Genomic DNA, 15,792 nt, shown 5'->3' with positions numbered 1-15,792 from the left:
GCCCGACGGCGCGAAACGCAGCGAGCGGTTCGCACACATGAGGTGGGGGCAGCAAGTGACAGGTCGGCACCAGCTCGAACGGCTGGAGCGGGAGGCCGGGCATCTGGCCCCGGGCGCCTCGGAGGAGGCGGCCGTGGGGCGCCGGGTGTTCGCCGAGGGGCACGGCCCGGTCCTCACCGATCTCGACGGCAACCAGTACCTGGACTTCGCGGCGGGCACCCTGACCCAGTCACTGGGCCACGGGCACCCCGAGGTCGTCCGGGCGCTCACCGAGCAGGCGGGCCGGCTGTGGAACGTGCACGACTCGGCGACACCCGAGCGGGCCGCGCTGCTCGACCTGCTGGCCCGCCTGCTGCCCGAGCGCCTGAACACGTATGCGCTGTTCTCCACCGGCGCCGAGGTCGTCGAGGCCGCGCTGCGCGTGGTGCAGGCGACCGCGCCGCCCGGCCGCAACCGGATCGGCGCGCTGCGCGGCGGCTTCCACGGCAAGACCATGGGCGCGCGGATGCTCGTGCACTGGGACGTCGGCAACCAGGCGTTCGCCGGGAACTCCGTGCTCGGGTACTCGGCCTACTGCTACCGCTGCCCGCTGGAACTGACCTACCCCTCGTGCGGGGTGCGGTGCGCCTCCCTGGTGCGTCGGCACATCGCCGAGAAACCCAACGTCTCCGCACTGGTCTTCGAACCGGTGCTCGGCGCCGCCGGCGTCATCGTGCCGCCCCCGGGCTACTGGGAGCAGATCGCGGAGGCGTGCCGCTCCCACGGGGTGCTGCTCGTCGCCGACGAGGTGCTGACCGGCGGCGGCCGGACCGGAACGTTCCTGGCCAGCGAGCAGTTCGGTGTCGAACCCGACCTGGTGACCCTGTCCAAGGGCATGGCCAGCGGGTTCCCGTTCGCCGTGCTGGCCGGGCGCTCGGAGCTGCTGCGTGATCCGGCGGCGGCCGGCTCGGGGGCGTACGCCTCGACGTACGCGGGCAACCCGCTGGGCATCGCCGCCGCCCGGGCCACCCTGGAGGTCGTCGAACGCGACCGGCTGATCGAGCGGGTACGGGTCCTCGGGGACCGGCTGCGCGAGCGGCTGGCGGCGCTGCACGCACGGTTCGACAACCTCGGTGACGTGCGCGGCATCGGCCTGCTGTACGGCCTGGAGTTCGTCACCGACCGGGCGAGCCGCACCCCCGCGCCCGACCTCGCGCGCGCCGTGTACGCAACCGCCCTCGACCTGGGTCTGCGGGTCGCCCTCGGCGGGCACATCCTGCGCCTGGCCCCGCCGTTCACCCTCGACGAGCCACTGCTCGACGAGGGCGTGGGACTGCTCGAACAGGCCATGGAGCGGGTGCTGTCGTGATCGTCGCGGAGAACCTCGTCAAGGAGTTCCGGCTCGCCGAACGCAGGTCCGGCCTGGCCGGCAGCCTGTCCACGCTGCTGACCCGCAGACACCGCGTCGTCCGCGCGGTCGACGACGTGTCCTTCACCATCCCGGCCGGATCCAAGACGGCGTACATCGGCGCCAACGGGGCCGGCAAGTCCACCACGATCAAGATGCTCACCGGCATCATGACGCCCACCAGCGGGCGCTGCCTGGTCGGTGGCATCGAGCCCTACCGGCACCGGCAGCTCAACGCCCGCGGCATCGGCGTCGTCTTCGGGCAGCGCAGCCAGCTGTGGTGGGACCTGTCCGTGCCGGACTCCTTCCGCATCCTGCGCAGGATCTACGACATCCCCGACGCGGTGTACCTCCGCAACCTCGCCCTGTACCGGGAACTCCTGGACATCGACGCCCTCGGCACCACGCCCGTGCGCCAGCTGAGCCTGGGACAGCGGATGCGCGCGGAGATCGCGGCGAGCCTGCTGCACGACCCGGCGGTCGTGTTCTGGGACGAGCCGACCATCGGCCTGGACATGGTCCTCAAGGACGCGGTGCGGCTCCTGGTCAACCGCGTCCACCGGGAGCTGGGCACCACGGTCGTCCTGACCAGCCACGACATCACCGACATCGCCGCGATCTGCGACAGCGCGCTGGTCGTGGACCGCGGGCGGGTGGTGCACCAGGGCAGCATCCGGGACCTGCTGCGCGGCGCCGACCGGCGGTCGGTCCTGTTCGACCACCGGGGCGGCCCCGCTCCGGCGGCGGCCTGCGCTGACATCGAGCGGGGGCTGCCGGGCGTGACGGCCGCGCCCGCCGGCGACGGCCGGATCCGCGTGGACTACCCGGTGGACCGCTTCACCTCGCGGCAGGTACTGGGCTTCCTCCTGGACCGGTTCGACCTGGCGGACTGCTACGCGCCCGAACCGGACCTGGAGGACGTGCTCCGCAAGATCTACGGGGCCGGGCGGCGGGAGGCGGACGCCTCGGGGGCGGGGGCGGCCGAGGTTTCGGGGGCGGTCGCGGCCGACGTCCCGGGGGCAGGCTCATGACCGGCTCCGCACCCGGGCCGGAGATCCGCCGCCCCGGCCCGCTGGACTCGGTGGGTCCGCTGGGCGCGCTGGGGCGTGTCCGCCCCTACCTCTCCTTCGCCACCGGCGGCCTCCAGTCCCTGCTCCAGTACCGCTCGACGTTCGTCATGACCGGGCTCACCGCCGCGGCCGGCGCCGCCGTCACCGTCTTCCTGTGGCGGGCGGTGTACGCGGACGCCCCGCCCGGCGGCGGTCCGGGCGGCTTCACCGCCGAGGGCATCACCACCTACCTGCTGATGGCGCAGGTGCTCCAGGTGCTGCACGCCAACCGGGTGGACGACGAGGTCGCCGCCGAGGTGTACCGCGGCGACGTCGCGGTCATGCTGGTGCGGCCGGTCAGCTACCCCGTGGTGCGGTTCTTCGCCTGCCTGCCGGTGGTCGCGGCCAACGCCGTGCTGGTCGGGGTGCCCGTGCTCGTCCTGTTCGCCCTGATGGTGCCGCTGACCGTGCCGCGGCCGGTGGACGTGCTCCTGTTCCTGGTGTCCGCCGCGCTGTCGGTCCTCCTCGCCTTCTTCGTGAACCTGCTGACCGGGATGACCGGCTTCCTCACCACCAACACCTGGGGGGTGCGGATGGTGAAGCAGAGCGTGGTGGCCTTCTTCGCCGGCCAGCTGGTGCCGATCGCGCTCATGCCGGGCCCGCTCGCGGCGCTCGCCTCCGCGCTGCCCTTCCGGGGCATGGTCGACGGCCCGCTGACCCTGCTGCTCGGCCGCTACGACGGCTGGGCGGGCGCGGCCGGCGTCCTCGCCCGGCAACTGGGCTGGGTGGCCGCCCTGACCCTGCTCACCACCGCCCTGTGGCGGGCCTCGCTGAGCCGGCTGGAGGTGCTCGGCGGATGACGACCCGGACGGTATGGCGCCATGTGCGCCTCGCGTTCTTCCTCGGCGGTGTCGGACTGCACCGGCTGACCGCGTACCGGATGGACTTCGCCCTGGGGGCGGGCGCCTTCCTGGTGCGGGTCGGGCTCCAGACGGCGGTGGTGGGCCTGGTGTTCCGCCAGGTCCCGGCGGTCGGCGGCTGGACCTACCACGAGGTGCTGTTCCTGCTCGGCTTCTCGCTGCTGCCGCGCGGCCTGGACCACCTCTTCACCGACCAGCTGTGGGAGCTGGGCCGCAAGCTCGTGCAGCGCGGCGAGTTCTACCGCTACCTGATCCGCCCGGTCAACCCGCTGTTCTCGCTGCTGTCGGAGCGCTTCTTCCACCCGGACGGCCTGGGCGAACTGATCGTCGGCGCCGCACTGGTGGGCTGGACGGGCAGCGAACTGGGCCTGCACCTGACGCCGTTGCAGTGGGCGGTGGCGCCGCTGCTCGTGCTGTGCGGGGCGCTCATCCACACCGCCGTGAAGCTGCTCTTCGCCTCGCTGTCCTTCTGGACCGTGACCAGCCTGCCGTCGATGTACGCGGCGAGCCAGGTGTCCGAGTTCGCGGCCTACCCGCTGGACATCTACCACTCCTCGCTGCGCGCCCTGCTGACCTGGGTGCTGCCCTTCGCCTTCACCTCCTACGTGCCGTGCGTCTACCTCCTGACCGGCGCCCCAGGGCTTGTGGTGTGGCTTCCCGTGGTGAGTGCCGCAGCGCTGGCCGTCGCCCTGACCGTCTGGCGGCGCGGCGTCAACGCCTATGAAATGACCGGGAGTTGAGTCAGTTGAGCGTGAACGTGCCGAGCGACGAACAGCTCGGTCGGCTGCTGCGGGAGGCGCCCTGGATGTCCCGGGACGCCCGCGCCGCCGACCGCTACGAGCGGATCGACCACGTGGTGCTGGGCCCGCGGGAGGTGCTGCTCGTGGTGGCCGCCGTGGGCGGTGAGGCAGCCGGGCAGCGGTTCTTCGTCCCGGTACGGACCGGGGGACCGGCCGGCGGGGACGAGGCCAGGGACGGAGACGAGGGCAGGGACGGAGACGGGGGCAGGGACGGAGACGAGGGCAGGGGCGGGGACGAGGGCGCCACCGCCGGGCTCGCGGCCGTCCGCCGGATGCTGGCCGGGACACCGCTGCGCACCGCGCGCGGCGGGGTCCTGGAGTTCCGGCGGGCGCCGGGCGCCCCGGCCGGCGAGGTGCGGCGGCTGCCGTTCGAGCAGGGCTGGTCCTCCAACGCCCTGTCGCTCGTGGCGATCGGCGGCGTCCCGCACATCCACAAGACCTACCGGCGCCTGGACGAGACCGTCCGCGAACCCGAGCTGCTGCGGCGGCTGAGCGGCACCGGCCGCACACCCGAGTGGGCCGGTGACTACACGTACACCGATCCGGTACGCGGCACCCGGCACCCGCTGGGCGTCGTCTACCGCCACGCGCCGGGCCGGGGCATCGACGTACCGCTGCGGGAGAACCTGCGCTCGCTGTGGCCGCGGCTGGCCGCCGGGTCCGCGCCGGAACCGCTCGTGCGCGCCCACCTGCGCCCGCTGGAGCGGAACCTGCGCGCCGCCGGGAGCTTCCTGCGCGCCTTCCACCGGGATCTGTCCGTGCTCCTGGGCGCTCCCGCCACCGGCTATCCGGTGGGCGAGGCGCTGGAGCACGCCTCGGTGCGGCTGGCCGGGCTGGCGCGGGCCGCCGCTGGGTCGGCCGGCCTCGCGGGCGCCCTCGCACCGCTGCCGCCCGCCGCGCGCGGCGCCGCCTTCGCCGCCCTGGAGGGCGAAGTGGCCGCACTGCGGGAGGCGTTCGCCGGGCGGGACACGGCCCCGGGCGCCGGTCCCTGCCACGGCGACCTGCACCTGTCCCACCTGCTGTGCGGCGAGCAGGACACGGACGGCGCCCCCTGGCGGATGAGCGTCATCGACCTGTCCACGCCCGCCATGTCGCCGGACGACCCCGCCTACGCCGCCCAGTCGCCCCTCCAGGACCTCGTCGCCGTCCAGCGCGCCCTGGAGTACTTCGCGGCCGACGAGGCCGCCTTCGAGAGCGCCCGGCGCCTGGGCATCGACGCGACGCTGACCATGTACGCCTCGCTGGAGACCTCCGCGCACACAGGCGGGGACCACCCCCGCGACCTGGGACCCGCACGACAGAAGGTGGTCGACACCGTGTTCCGCACCGCCGACACCTGGCGCGCGCACGTGCTGCGCCTGCTGCTCGGCCCCGCCCCCGACGGCCCGCTGCGCCGCCTGCTGTACCTGCGGCGCCTGCTGCACGAGCTGGGCTACAACCACGACCACGCCCGCCCCTACCACGCCGCGATCGACCTGCGCCACGCGCTCGCGCAGGCGAGGGACACCTCCCCCACGCACCCCGCCCCGACGACCCCCGCGAGGACATGACCGACGTGAACGCGCCCCGGCCGCCCCGCACCTCCCCCGCGCCCCGGATGCACGTCATCGAGACGTACTTCGAGTGCTGCGGCTTCGACCACACCTTCCTGCAGGGCGGCACCTCCGTCTACCTGTGGAACCTGTCCAGGACCATCGCCGCACGCGGCCACCGGGTCTCCATCGTCACGCCCGCGCACGGCCGCCTCGACGACCTGCGCCGCCGCTACGACGTGGAGGACCTGCCCTACGACGACTCGTACACCCTGCCGGTGGCGCTCGACGCCCGGGTGTGGCAGGACTTCCCGTCCGAGGTGCGGCTTGCGCTGCGCACCACCGCGCACCGCATCCGGCTGGACGGCGTGGACCTGTACTTCCTGTCCAACGAGTACCTGGACCGGCTGCCGGACACCTTCTACCCGCCCTACTCCGCCAAGGGACGGGACCTGGTCTTCTTCAAGCCGCTGGTGTTCCAGGTCGACTGCGTGCGGTTCCTGCGCGCCTGGTTCGGCCAGGAGCGCGCGATCGTGCACGCGCACGAGCCGTACTACCACCACCTGCTGCCGGCCGCCCTGCGCGCGGACCCGACCAAGCTGGTCGTCAGCAACGTGCAGAGCAACATGCCGATCGCGAAGAAGGTGTACGCGCCCGAGGTGCAGCGCCTGTTCGACCTGCTCGGCGTGGACGTGAAGCTGCCGGGACCGGACCCCGAGCCCGACGTGCCCGCGGCCGTCGTCCAGTACCAGCAGCTCACGCACCTGCACTACACCTACCCGCAGGACCACGTGGCGCTCTACGAGCTGACCGCCGAGCACGCCGACCTGATCGACTTCCTCTCCCCCGGCCAGCTCGACTTCTACGCCTCCTTCCGGGACACCCCGTTCGAGCGGCTGTTCCGGCGGCTGCCCATCGCCGACGTGGTGCGGCGCAACGCGCACAAGATGTTCGTCGGCGGCTGCGCCATCTCCGACCAGTGGCTGTCGTGGGACCCGGCGGACGTCGACCGGGCCGAGGTGCTCGGCGGCCTGGGCCTCGACCCGGCGCTGCCCACGTTCTTCCACAACGCCCGCTACGCCGTCCACCACAAGGGCCAGGTGGAGCTGGTGCGGGCCGTGGACCGGGTACTGGGCGAGGGCCTGGCGGCCAACTTCGTCGTCCGCTGCATCTCCGGCTCCGGCATCGACGACCCGTACTTCCACGAGGTGGCCGCCCGCCACGCGGGCCGGCTGCACCTGGAGTGGGAGCGGGTGCCGGAGGAGCGGGTGTTCGCGTACGCCGCCGCCTCCGACTTCGCGCTCTTCCCGTCCAAGTTCGAGATGGACACCTTCCTCATCGCGCAGGGCGAGGCCATGGTCGCGGGGGCGGTGCCCATCGCCACCGACCAGCGCGGCATGGAGCACTTCCGGCACGCGGACGGCCCCGGCACCGCCACCGGCTTCGCGGTGAACCGGTCCTTCGCGGAGGACGACGACCTGCTGGTCGCGGCGCTCGCGGACCGCATCCGGCAGGCGTCGGCACTGTGGTCCGAACAGCCGGACCGCTACGCGGAGTTGTCGCGGCGGGCCGCGGCCGTGGCCCGGGTCTTCACCTGGGACCACTGCGCCGACCTGCACCTGGAGGCGTTCACCGGCCTGTGGGAGGGCCGTCCGCCGGTCCTGGACCCCGGACTCGCCCTGCGGCACGGCTGGTTCGACCTGCTGCCCGGTGACGTACACACCGGTGACGCACCCACCGACGACCCGCCCTACGACCCCCGGGCCGCCGCCGACGCCGCCGTGGACCACGGTGACCTCGACGCCTACGAGCGCCACGCCCCGCTCGACGCGGACGCCGCCCGCCGGATCTTCCGCGCCGCCTGGCTGCGGGCCGACTTCGCCGCCTGCGAACGGGTCCTCGCCCACGTCCCCGGCGCCGTACCGCCCGCGGAGGTGACCGCGCTGCGCGAGCGCCACCGGGTGAGTGGCACCCGTCTGGAGTACCGGCTGCCGCACGCCGAACGGGTGGAAGTCGTCAGCGCGCGGCCGGGCTCGGCCAGAGCCCTGCCCGAGGTGTCCACCCTGGAACGCACGGCGCCGGGTGTCTTCGCGGGCGAGGCACCGCCCGACGGCGCCCAGCTCCTGCTCACCCTCTCCTCCGGCCGCGTCACCTGGGACGAGGTGCGACATGACTGAGCCACGGGGCGATGATCCGCGCGGAAGCGGTCTGCGGGGCGTGCGCGCGGTGCTGCTGGCCGGCGGCGAGGGCCGGCGCATGGGACCGCTGGGCACCGGACGGCTCAAGCCGCTGGTCCCCTTCGGCGGCGCCTGCCGGCTCATCGACTTCAGCCTGGCCAACGCCCGCGCCTCGGGACTGAGGGAGGTGCTGCTGCTGTCGCAGTACGAGGAACGGCTGCTGATGGACGACCTGCACCGGGTGTGGAACGCCCGGCCGGGCTTCCGGGTGCACTTCGGGCCGTACGACAGCGCCTACCGGGCCGTCCCCGCAGGTCTCCCCCGTGAACTGCCCTCGCGTACCTGGCCGCTGGAGCGCGGCACCGCCGACGCCCTGATCCGCAAGGCGGAGTACGTCTTCACCGAGGGCACCGAAGACGTCCTGGTGCTGCACGCCGACCACGTCTACCGCTACGACTACGGGCCGCTTCTCGCCGCGCACCGCGCCTCCGGCGCCGCGCTGACCGTCGCCTACCAGCGCATCGACCCGCGCTGGGTGCACCTGTTCGGCATGGTCGGCTTCGACGGCCGGGGCCGGCTCACCGAGTTCGTGGAGAAACCGGAGAACCCCACCTCCGACCTGGTCTTCGCGGCGTTCTGCGTGTTCGACGCGGCCGTGCTGCGCCGCTACCTGACCGCGCTGGACGGGAGCGGCTGGCAGCACGACATCAGCCGTGACGTGATCCCCGCGATGCTCGCGGCCGGGGAGCACATCCGCGGGCACGAGGTGAGCGGCCACTGGGAGGACATCGGCACCGTGGAGCGCTACCACCGCGCGCACCTGGCGCTGGCGGCAGGTCCGCACGCGCCGCTCCCGGTGACCGACATGCCGCTGACCCTGCGGCCGGGCACCGCGCGCGAGTGGGTCGCCGCCGCTCCGGGCGTGCGCGCCTCGCTGGTCCCGGCCGACCTGGTCAACGCCGGTCTGGTGGAGGACAGCGTGCTGTTCCCGGGTGTGCGGATCGGCGCCGGGGCGCGGGTGCGGCGCAGCGTGGTGCTGCCCGGTGCCGTGGTGGCGCCGGGCGCGGACATCGACGGGGCGGTCGTCCTGGAGGACGGGCACGTCCAGCAAGTCACCGAAGGAGTGAGGGCATGACCGTCTCCGAGCGGGCCGCGGGTGAGCGGCGTACGGGTTCGAGCGACTACGACGTGCTGGTGGTCGGCGGCGTGGGCGTGGACACCATCGTGCGCGTCGACGAACTGCGGGTGCCGCCGGGCGACTCGGTGTTCGTGGAGCCGCTGCGGGACTACGTGGGGCACACCGGCAACGGGGTCGCGCTGGGCTGGCACACACTGGGTCTGCGGACGAAGTTCATCGACTTCCTCGGCGAGGACCCGCAGGGCCGCATGGTGCTCGACCACTACGCGCGCCACGGCCTGGACTTCGCTCACGTCGTCTCCCCGCACGGCACCCCGCGCGCGGCCAACCTCGTCGACCCGCAGGGGCGGCGGTTCTCCTTCTACGACGGCCGGCACCCCGCCGACCTGAGGCTGCCGCGCGACTTCTACCTGCCCTTCCTGGAGCGCTCGGCCCACGTCCACCTGTCGATCATCGGCCACAACCAGGACATGTACGAGGACATCCACCGCCTGGGCGTGGCCAGTTCGACGGACCTGCACGACTGGGACGGGCGCAATCCGCACCACCGCGCGTACGCCCTCGCCTCCGACTACGTCTTCCTGAGCGCGGCGGCGATCCACGACCGGCTGGAGGCGGTGCTGCGCTCGGTCGTCGAGGAGGGCCGGGCGCGGTTCGTGGTCGCCACGGACGGCGCCGACGGCTGCCATCTGCTGGTGCGCGGCGAGGACCGGGTGCGGCACTTCCCCGCCGTGCGTCCGGAGCGGCCGGTCGTGGACACCAACGGTGCCGGTGACGCGTTCGTCACCGCGTTCCTGCACGGCCTCTTCGAGGGGCGCGAGTTGGAGGAGTGCGTGCTGGCGGGTTCGGTGGCCGGGGCGTTCGTGTGCGGCAGCGTGGGCACCCACACCGAGTTCATCGACCTCCCCGGGCTGCGCGCGGCGGGCGCGCGCGCAGCCGCGGCACTCCGGTGAGGCGGGCACGTATGCACGGGACACGGACACACGACGGCGCGGCACACGAATCACCGGCACCCGGCCAGGCGGCACACGAATCAGCGGAACACGGGCACGCGGCACACGAATCACGGGCACCTGGCCACGCGACTCACGAAGCGCCGGCACCCGGCCACGCGGCACACGAAGCGCCGGCACCCGGCCACGCGGCACACGGATCGGGAGCGCGCGCCGAAGCGATGCACATCATCCACTTCGCCTTCGAGTGCGGCGGGTTCGACAACCGCCTCATGCGCGGCGGGCTTTCGCCGCTGGTGTGGAACCTCTCGCGCGAGTACGCCGCGCGCGGCCACCGGGTCTCCATCGTCACGCCCGCCCACGGACTGCTCGGCGCGCTGCGCCGCGACCACGCGATCGAGGAGACCGACTACGTCCACGAGCACCGGGTGCCGCTCGTCCTGGACCCCAAGGTGTGGCCGGACCACCCGTCCGAGATCACCCTGGAGCTGACCACACGCGCCCACCGGCTGCGGCTGGAGGGGGTGGACGTCTACTTCCTGTCCGACGACTTCCTGGACCTGCTGCCCGACCGGCTCTACCCGCCGCCGGGCACCGAGGGCCGGGACCTGGCCCACTTCAAGCCGCTGGTCTTCCAGGTGGCCGGGGCCCACTTCGTCCGGCGCCACCTCGGCGGCGGCCCGGCGGTGGTGCACGGCTTCGAGCCGTACTACCACTACCTGCTGCCGCCGGTGTTCGCCGGTGACCCGGACCTGCGGACCGTGAGCACGGTCGCGGCGAACGCGCCGGTCACGCAGAAGGTGTACCGGCCCCAGGTGGAGCGGCTGCTCGCCCTGTTCGGCGCGGACGCGGACCTGGACGCGCTCGACGGGCGGCCGCCCGCCCAGGACGGTCCGACGGCGACCATGGCGCGGGCCCTGGCCGGGACCCGCATGCACGTCGAGTACGGCCCCGACCACGTCTCCTTCCTGCCGCTGATCGTGGCCCACGCCGATCTCGTCGACTTCGTCTCGCCGGGTCAGCGCGACCACTGCGCCACCTTCCGCGACACCCCTTTCGAGAGCCTCTTCGCGACGCTGCCGCTGGCGCGGATGCTGCGTGAGCGGGCGGACAAGCTGCTGATGGGCGGCTGCGGGACAGCCGACAGCTGGCTGGCTCGCGATCCGCGGGCCGTCGACCGGGCGTCGGTGCTGCGCTCGCTCGGGCTCGACCCGGCCCGCCCGGTCTTCTACCACGCCGCCCGTTACGCGGTGCACCACAAGGGCCAGTTGGAGCTGATGCGGGCGGTCGAGGACGTGCTGGCGGCCGACCCTGAGATCAGTTTCGTCCTGCGGTTCGCCACCGGTGGCGGCGGGGCGACGGCGTCCGCCCCGGCCAACGCCCACTTCCAGAGTGTCGCCGACCGGTATCCGGGCCGGGTCCACCTGGAGTGGCGGCTGGCCGGCGAGGACACCCTGTTCGAGCAGGCCGCGTGCGCGGACTTCTGCGTGTTCCCCTCGAAGTACGAACTCGACGGGTTCCTCATCGCCCAGGCCGAGGCGATGGCGTGCGGCGCGGTGCCCCTGGCGACCGCGCAGACCGTCACCGCCCACTTCGGGCACGCCCTGCCGCCCGGGGACCCCGCGTCGACGGGGTTCGCGCTGCCGGGCTCCTTCCGGGACGACGACCCCGCGCTGGCCGGCGCGCTCACCACGCGCATACGCGAGGCCGCCGCGCTGTGGCGCACGGACCCCGAGGCCTACGCCCGCCTGTCGGAGCGGGCCCGCGCCACCGCCCGGTCCTTCACCTGGCGGCGCAGCGCCGACCTGCGGCTGGCGGCCTTCGCGGACCTGCTGCGCGGCCGGAGCAGGCCCTATCCGGTCGAGGATGCCGTACGGTACGGCTGGTTCGACGTGCTGTCCCCGGCCGCCTGGACCGAGCACCGGGCGCTGGTGGCCGGGTCGGCGGCGGCGCTGGGTGACGTGGACGCGTACGGGCGGTGCGCACCGCTCGACGAGGCGGCGCACGAGCGGCTGTTCGAAGCCGCGTACGCGCGGGCGGACTTCGTCCGGTGCGCGCGGGTCGCGTCGGCAGCGGGCCGTGCGGACTGGTCGGCGCGGCTGCGGGGACGGTGCCGGACGCGGCAGGACGCGGCGGGCCGCTGGCACGTCGCGTACACCCACCCGGGGGCGCGGCACGTGGACGTCGCGGTCACCGGCACGATCCGCGCCTCGGAGCTGGAGTCCCGCGCCGAGGCCGCCGTCTCCGACGAGGCCGTGCCCACGGGCAGCGGGGTCGTCCTGGCCCCACTGACCCCGGCCGGGGAGGGTGTCTTCCGGGGCACCCTGGACGGACCGCCCGTCGGCAGGCACCTGCTCGTCATGCTCACCCTCGCCTCCGGCCGGGTCACCTGGGACACGGTCGAGGTGCGGGACCTGGGCGGAGGCCCGGGAGACACCGTGGAGGCGACCGGCCAGGCCGGACGCCCGGGGGGCACCGTCGAGGAGCCCTCACCCGCCTTCGGCCCGGAGGACACCGCCCGGGCCGGTACCCCGGCGCACACCGTCGAGGGGTCCGCACCCGCCGGCGGCCCGGCGGACACCGCCAAGAGGCCCGTGTCCGCCCTCCGCCCGCAGGACACCGCCCAGACCGGGCGCCCGCAGGACACCGCCCAGGTAACCGACCGAGCCGGACGCCCGGCGCGGCGGTCCCGGCCGCCGTTCCGGCTGGTGGCCACCGATCTCGACGGCACGCTGCTGCGCGACGACCTCACCGTGTCCGCGCGTACGTTGCGCGCCCTGGCGCGTGTGCGGGAGGCGGGGGCGCGGCACCTGGTGGTCACCGGCAGGCCCGCCACGGCCTGCAAGCAGTACCTGGCCGCGCTCGGCTACCGCGGACTCGCCGTGTGCGGACAGGGCGCGCAGCTCTACGACGCCGGCGCCGACCGGCTGCTGACCTCGGCCTCGCTCGACCTGGACCTGGCGCGCAGCGTAGTCGAGCGGGTGGAGGCCGTGCTCGGGCCGCTGGAGCTGGGGGTGGTGACGGCACCTCCGGAGAGCCGGTTCAAGGTGACCCCGCGGTTCGGCGAGCGGGTCCGGCACGGCTGGGACGTGACCGCCGACCGTGAGCTGCTGTGGAGCGGCCCGATCGACAAGCTGGTCCTGCACCACCCGGACGTACCGGAGGACGAACTGGAGTCCGAGGCACGACGGTTGTGCGGGGACGAGGTCACGGTGGTGCACTCGGTGCGGGGCATGGTGGAGGTGCTGCCGCCGGGCACCACCAAGGGGGCCGGGGTGGCGCGGGCCGCTGAGCTGCTGGGGTTCGGGGCGGCCGAGACGATCGCCTTCGGTGACATGCCCAACGACATCCCGCTGCTGGCCTGGGCCGGGCACGGGGTGGCCGTGGGCAACGCCCATCCGGCGCTGCGGGCGATGGCCGACGAGATCGCGCCCGGCAACGACGAGGACGGCGTCGCCGTGGTCCTGGAACGCCTCTTCGGCGTGCCGGGCACGGCGAGCGTGGCAGACAGGACGAGCCCACCGAGCCTGACAAGCGTGACAGGCGTGAAGGGCACGGCGGAAGTGGCAGACCCGCCCACCCCGGCCGGCGCAACCGGCACGGCCGACTCGACAGACCTGCCCACCCCGGCCGACGCGGCCACCGCGACCGCCGTGACAGGCGCGGCCCACGCGGCCGGCGAGCGGGACCGGCCGGCGGCGGAGCGTGAGGCATGAGCGACGCCCTGCGGGAACTCGCCCGCGTCCACGGCATCTCCACCGCCTACACCACCGACCGGGGCCACCGGGTCGCCGTGTCCCCGGACACGCTGGTGGCCGTGCTCGGCGCGTGCGGGGTGGACGCCACGACGGACACGGCGGCCCGGGCCGCGCTGGCCGCCCACCGGGCGCGCGCCGCGGCCCGGCTGCTGCCCGCCTGCGTCGTCCTGCGCGGCACCGGCGCGCCACGGCCCGCCCTGCCCGACGGCGCGGTGGCCGAGGTGGAGCTGGAGGGCGGCGGCGCATCGGCCGCCCTGTCCGGCCCGCTGCCCGTCGGCCGGCACACCCTGCACGTCACCGCGGCCGGGCGCGCCGAGTCAGCGCCGCTGCTGGTCGTCCCGGAGCGGCTGCCCGTGCCCGAGGGCCGCCACTGGGGCTTCCTCGTCCAGTTGTACTCGGTGCTCTCGCGCCGCTCCTGGGGCATGGGCGACCTCGGCGACCTGGCGGAACTGGCGTCCTGGTCGGGGCGGGCCCTGGGCGCGGACTTCGTCCAGCTCGGCCCGCTGCACGCCGCCGAGCCCGGACCGCTGCCCGACCCGTCGCCGTACCGGCCCGGCACCCGCCGCTTCCCCGACCCGATGCACGTGCGGGTCGAGGCGGTACCGGAGTACGCCCACCTCACCGGCGAGGCCCGCCACCGCGCCGACCGGTGCGCCGGGCGGGCGCGCACCCTGAACGAGGCCGTCCTGCGCGGTGCCGCGCTCATCGACCGGGAGGCCGTACGCGCGCTCAAGCACGAGGCGCTGCGCGCGGTGCACGAGGTCCCCCTGACTCCCGGACGGGCCGCCGCGTTCGCGGCGTTCACCGCGCGCGAGGGCCGCGATCTGACGGACTTCGCCACCTGGTGCGCGCTGGCCGGGGTGCACGGCGGCGCCTGGCGGTCCTGGCCGGCCGAGCTGCGCGACCCGCGCTCGCCGGCCGTGGCCCGCGCCCGCGAGGAACTGGCCGGCGAGGTCGACTTCCACCGCTGGCTGGCCTGGATCACGGACGAACAACTCGGCGCCGCACAGGCGGCGGCGACCGACGCGGGCATGGGCATCGGCCTGATCCACGACCTGGCGGTCGGGGTGGCGCCCGAGGGCGCCGACACCTGGGCGCTGGCGGACTGCCTGGCCGCCGGGATGAGCGTCGGCGCGCCCCCGGACGACTTCAACCCGCACGGCCAGGACTGGGGGCAGCCGCCGTGGCGCCCCGACTCGCTCGCGGCCACCGGCTGCCTGCCCGCGGCCCGGTTGCTGCGCGCGGGCCTGCGGCACGCGGGAGCCCTGCGCATCGACCACGTGATGGGCCTGTTCCGGCTGTGGTGGGTGCCGGAGGGCCGCCCGCCGTCGGAGGGCACGTACGTCCGCTACGACGCGGACGCGATGCTCGGCACGGTCATGCTGGAGGCGCACCGGGCCGGGGCGTCGGTGATCGGCGAGGACCTGGGCACCGTGGAGGCGGGTGTACGGGAGTTCCTGCACGCGCGCGGGATCCTCGGCACGTCCGTGCAGCGGTTCGAGTACCTCGGGGGTTCGGAGGGGCGGCACGGGCCGCTGCCGCCCGAGCGGTGGCGCGCGGACTGCCTGGCCACGCTCACCACGCACGACCTGCCCACGACGGCCGCCTGGCTCAGCGGCGAGCACGTCGAACTACGGGCGCGGCTCGGCCTGCTGACCCGCCCGGAGGCGGAGGAGAAGGCCGAGGCGGCCACCGAGCGCGACGGCTGGCTGGCGGAGCTGGAGCGGGTGGGGCTGCTGCCCGACCCGGAGGGCGACGTCGTCGCGCTCCACCGCTTCCTGCGCCGCACCCCGGCGCGACTGCTCGGCGTGTGGCTGCCGGACGCCACCGGCGACCTGAGACCGCAGAACATCCCCGGCACGTCGTCGGTGCACCCCAACTGGCGGCTGCCCGTCAGCGACGGCCGGGGCCGTCCCGTCCCACTGGAGGAGCTTCCCGGCCTGCCTCTCGTACCGGCTCTGGCCCGGGTGTTCGCGGGCCTGCGGCGGCGTGACGGGCAGCCGTGTGAAGCCTCCGGGGCCCGTGAAACATGTGACATCCCTGAAACGTGTGAGAAGACCGAGGAAGACTGAGGAGAC

10 protein-coding genes are annotated in these 15,792 nt (G+C 74.4%); all 10 read left to right on the top strand.

Annotated features, from left to right (window positions below):
- The first annotated feature begins 55 nt into the window (after positions 1-55).
- The 10 genes from AB0G56_RS12735 (at position 56) to malQ (ending at position 15,786) form a co-directional block, all read left to right on the top strand.
- The gene (locus tag AB0G56_RS12735) at positions 56-1,348 is read left to right on the top strand and encodes an aminotransferase class III-fold pyridoxal phosphate-dependent enzyme (RefSeq protein WP_360967870.1); all 1,293 of its coding nucleotides are present in this window, start codon (positions 56-58) and stop codon (positions 1,346-1,348) included.
- Positions 1,345-2,418: an ATP-binding cassette domain-containing protein gene (locus AB0G56_RS12730; protein WP_360967867.1), complete on the top strand. Its 1,074-nt coding sequence runs from the start codon at positions 1,345-1,347 to the stop codon at positions 2,416-2,418. Before AB0G56_RS12735 ends, AB0G56_RS12730 begins: the two co-directional genes overlap by 4 nt.
- Positions 2,415-3,296: an ABC-2 family transporter protein gene (locus AB0G56_RS12725; protein ID WP_360967864.1), complete on the top strand. Its 882-nt coding sequence runs from the start codon at positions 2,415-2,417 to the stop codon at positions 3,294-3,296. The genes AB0G56_RS12730 and AB0G56_RS12725 overlap by 4 nt, the downstream gene beginning before the upstream one ends.
- Positions 3,293-4,096: an ABC-2 family transporter protein gene (locus tag AB0G56_RS12720; protein WP_360967861.1), complete on the top strand. Its 804-nt coding sequence runs from the start codon at positions 3,293-3,295 to the stop codon at positions 4,094-4,096. Before AB0G56_RS12725 ends, AB0G56_RS12720 begins: the two co-directional genes overlap by 4 nt.
- Positions 4,093-5,706, top strand: coding sequence for a hypothetical protein (locus tag AB0G56_RS12715; protein ID WP_360967859.1), 1,614 nt, complete (start codon positions 4,093-4,095; stop codon positions 5,704-5,706). Before AB0G56_RS12720 ends, AB0G56_RS12715 begins: the two co-directional genes overlap by 4 nt.
- Complete coding sequence (locus AB0G56_RS12710) at positions 5,703-7,865, top strand: glycogen/starch synthase (protein WP_360967857.1); 2,163 nt, start codon at positions 5,703-5,705, stop codon at positions 7,863-7,865. The genes AB0G56_RS12715 and AB0G56_RS12710 overlap by 4 nt, the downstream gene beginning before the upstream one ends.
- A complete protein-coding gene (locus tag AB0G56_RS12705) occupies positions 7,858-9,000 on the top strand; it encodes a sugar phosphate nucleotidyltransferase (protein ID WP_360967854.1) in 1,143 nt (380 codons plus the stop codon). Before AB0G56_RS12710 ends, AB0G56_RS12705 begins: the two co-directional genes overlap by 8 nt.
- A complete protein-coding gene (locus AB0G56_RS12700) occupies positions 8,997-9,956 on the top strand; it encodes a PfkB family carbohydrate kinase (protein WP_360967852.1) in 960 nt (319 codons plus the stop codon). Before AB0G56_RS12705 ends, AB0G56_RS12700 begins: the two co-directional genes overlap by 4 nt.
- 221 nt (positions 9,957-10,177) lie before the next feature.
- The gene (locus AB0G56_RS12695) at positions 10,178-13,672 is read left to right on the top strand and encodes a Cof-type HAD-IIB family hydrolase (protein ID WP_360967849.1); all 3,495 of its coding nucleotides are present in this window, start codon (positions 10,178-10,180) and stop codon (positions 13,670-13,672) included.
- On the top strand, positions 13,669-15,786 hold the full coding sequence (malQ, locus tag AB0G56_RS12690; RefSeq protein ID WP_360967847.1) for a 4-alpha-glucanotransferase: 2,118 nt from the start codon (positions 13,669-13,671) through the stop codon (positions 15,784-15,786). Before AB0G56_RS12695 ends, malQ begins: the two co-directional genes overlap by 4 nt.
- The last annotated feature ends 6 nt before the right edge of the window (positions 15,787-15,792 follow it).

Source organism: Streptomyces sp. NPDC021356 (genome assembly GCF_040641015.1).
Lineage (GTDB): Bacteria > Actinomycetota > Actinomycetes > Streptomycetales > Streptomycetaceae > Streptomyces.
The sequence above is the reverse complement of the archived record's forward strand: the minus strand, read 5'-3'. Positions and strand labels throughout refer to the sequence as shown.

Excerpts from the sequence above, each read along its gene's own strand:
- AB0G56_RS12710 (WP_360967857.1), top strand. The coding sequence starts at position 5,703 with ATGACCGACGTGAACGCGCCCCGGCCGCCCCGCACCTCCCCCGCGCCC.
- AB0G56_RS12705 (WP_360967854.1), top strand. The coding sequence starts at position 7,858 with ATGACTGAGCCACGGGGCGATGATCCGCGCGGAAGCGGTCTGCGGGGC.
- malQ (WP_360967847.1), top strand. The coding sequence starts at position 13,669 with ATGAGCGACGCCCTGCGGGAACTCGCCCGCGTCCACGGCATCTCCACC.
- AB0G56_RS12700 (WP_360967852.1), top strand. The coding sequence starts at position 8,997 with ATGACCGTCTCCGAGCGGGCCGCGGGTGAGCGGCGTACGGGTTCGAGC.
- AB0G56_RS12720 (WP_360967861.1), top strand. The coding sequence starts at position 3,293 with ATGACGACCCGGACGGTATGGCGCCATGTGCGCCTCGCGTTCTTCCTC.
- AB0G56_RS12725 (WP_360967864.1), top strand. The coding sequence starts at position 2,415 with ATGACCGGCTCCGCACCCGGGCCGGAGATCCGCCGCCCCGGCCCGCTG.
- AB0G56_RS12695 (WP_360967849.1), top strand. The coding sequence starts at position 10,178 with ATGCACATCATCCACTTCGCCTTCGAGTGCGGCGGGTTCGACAACCGC.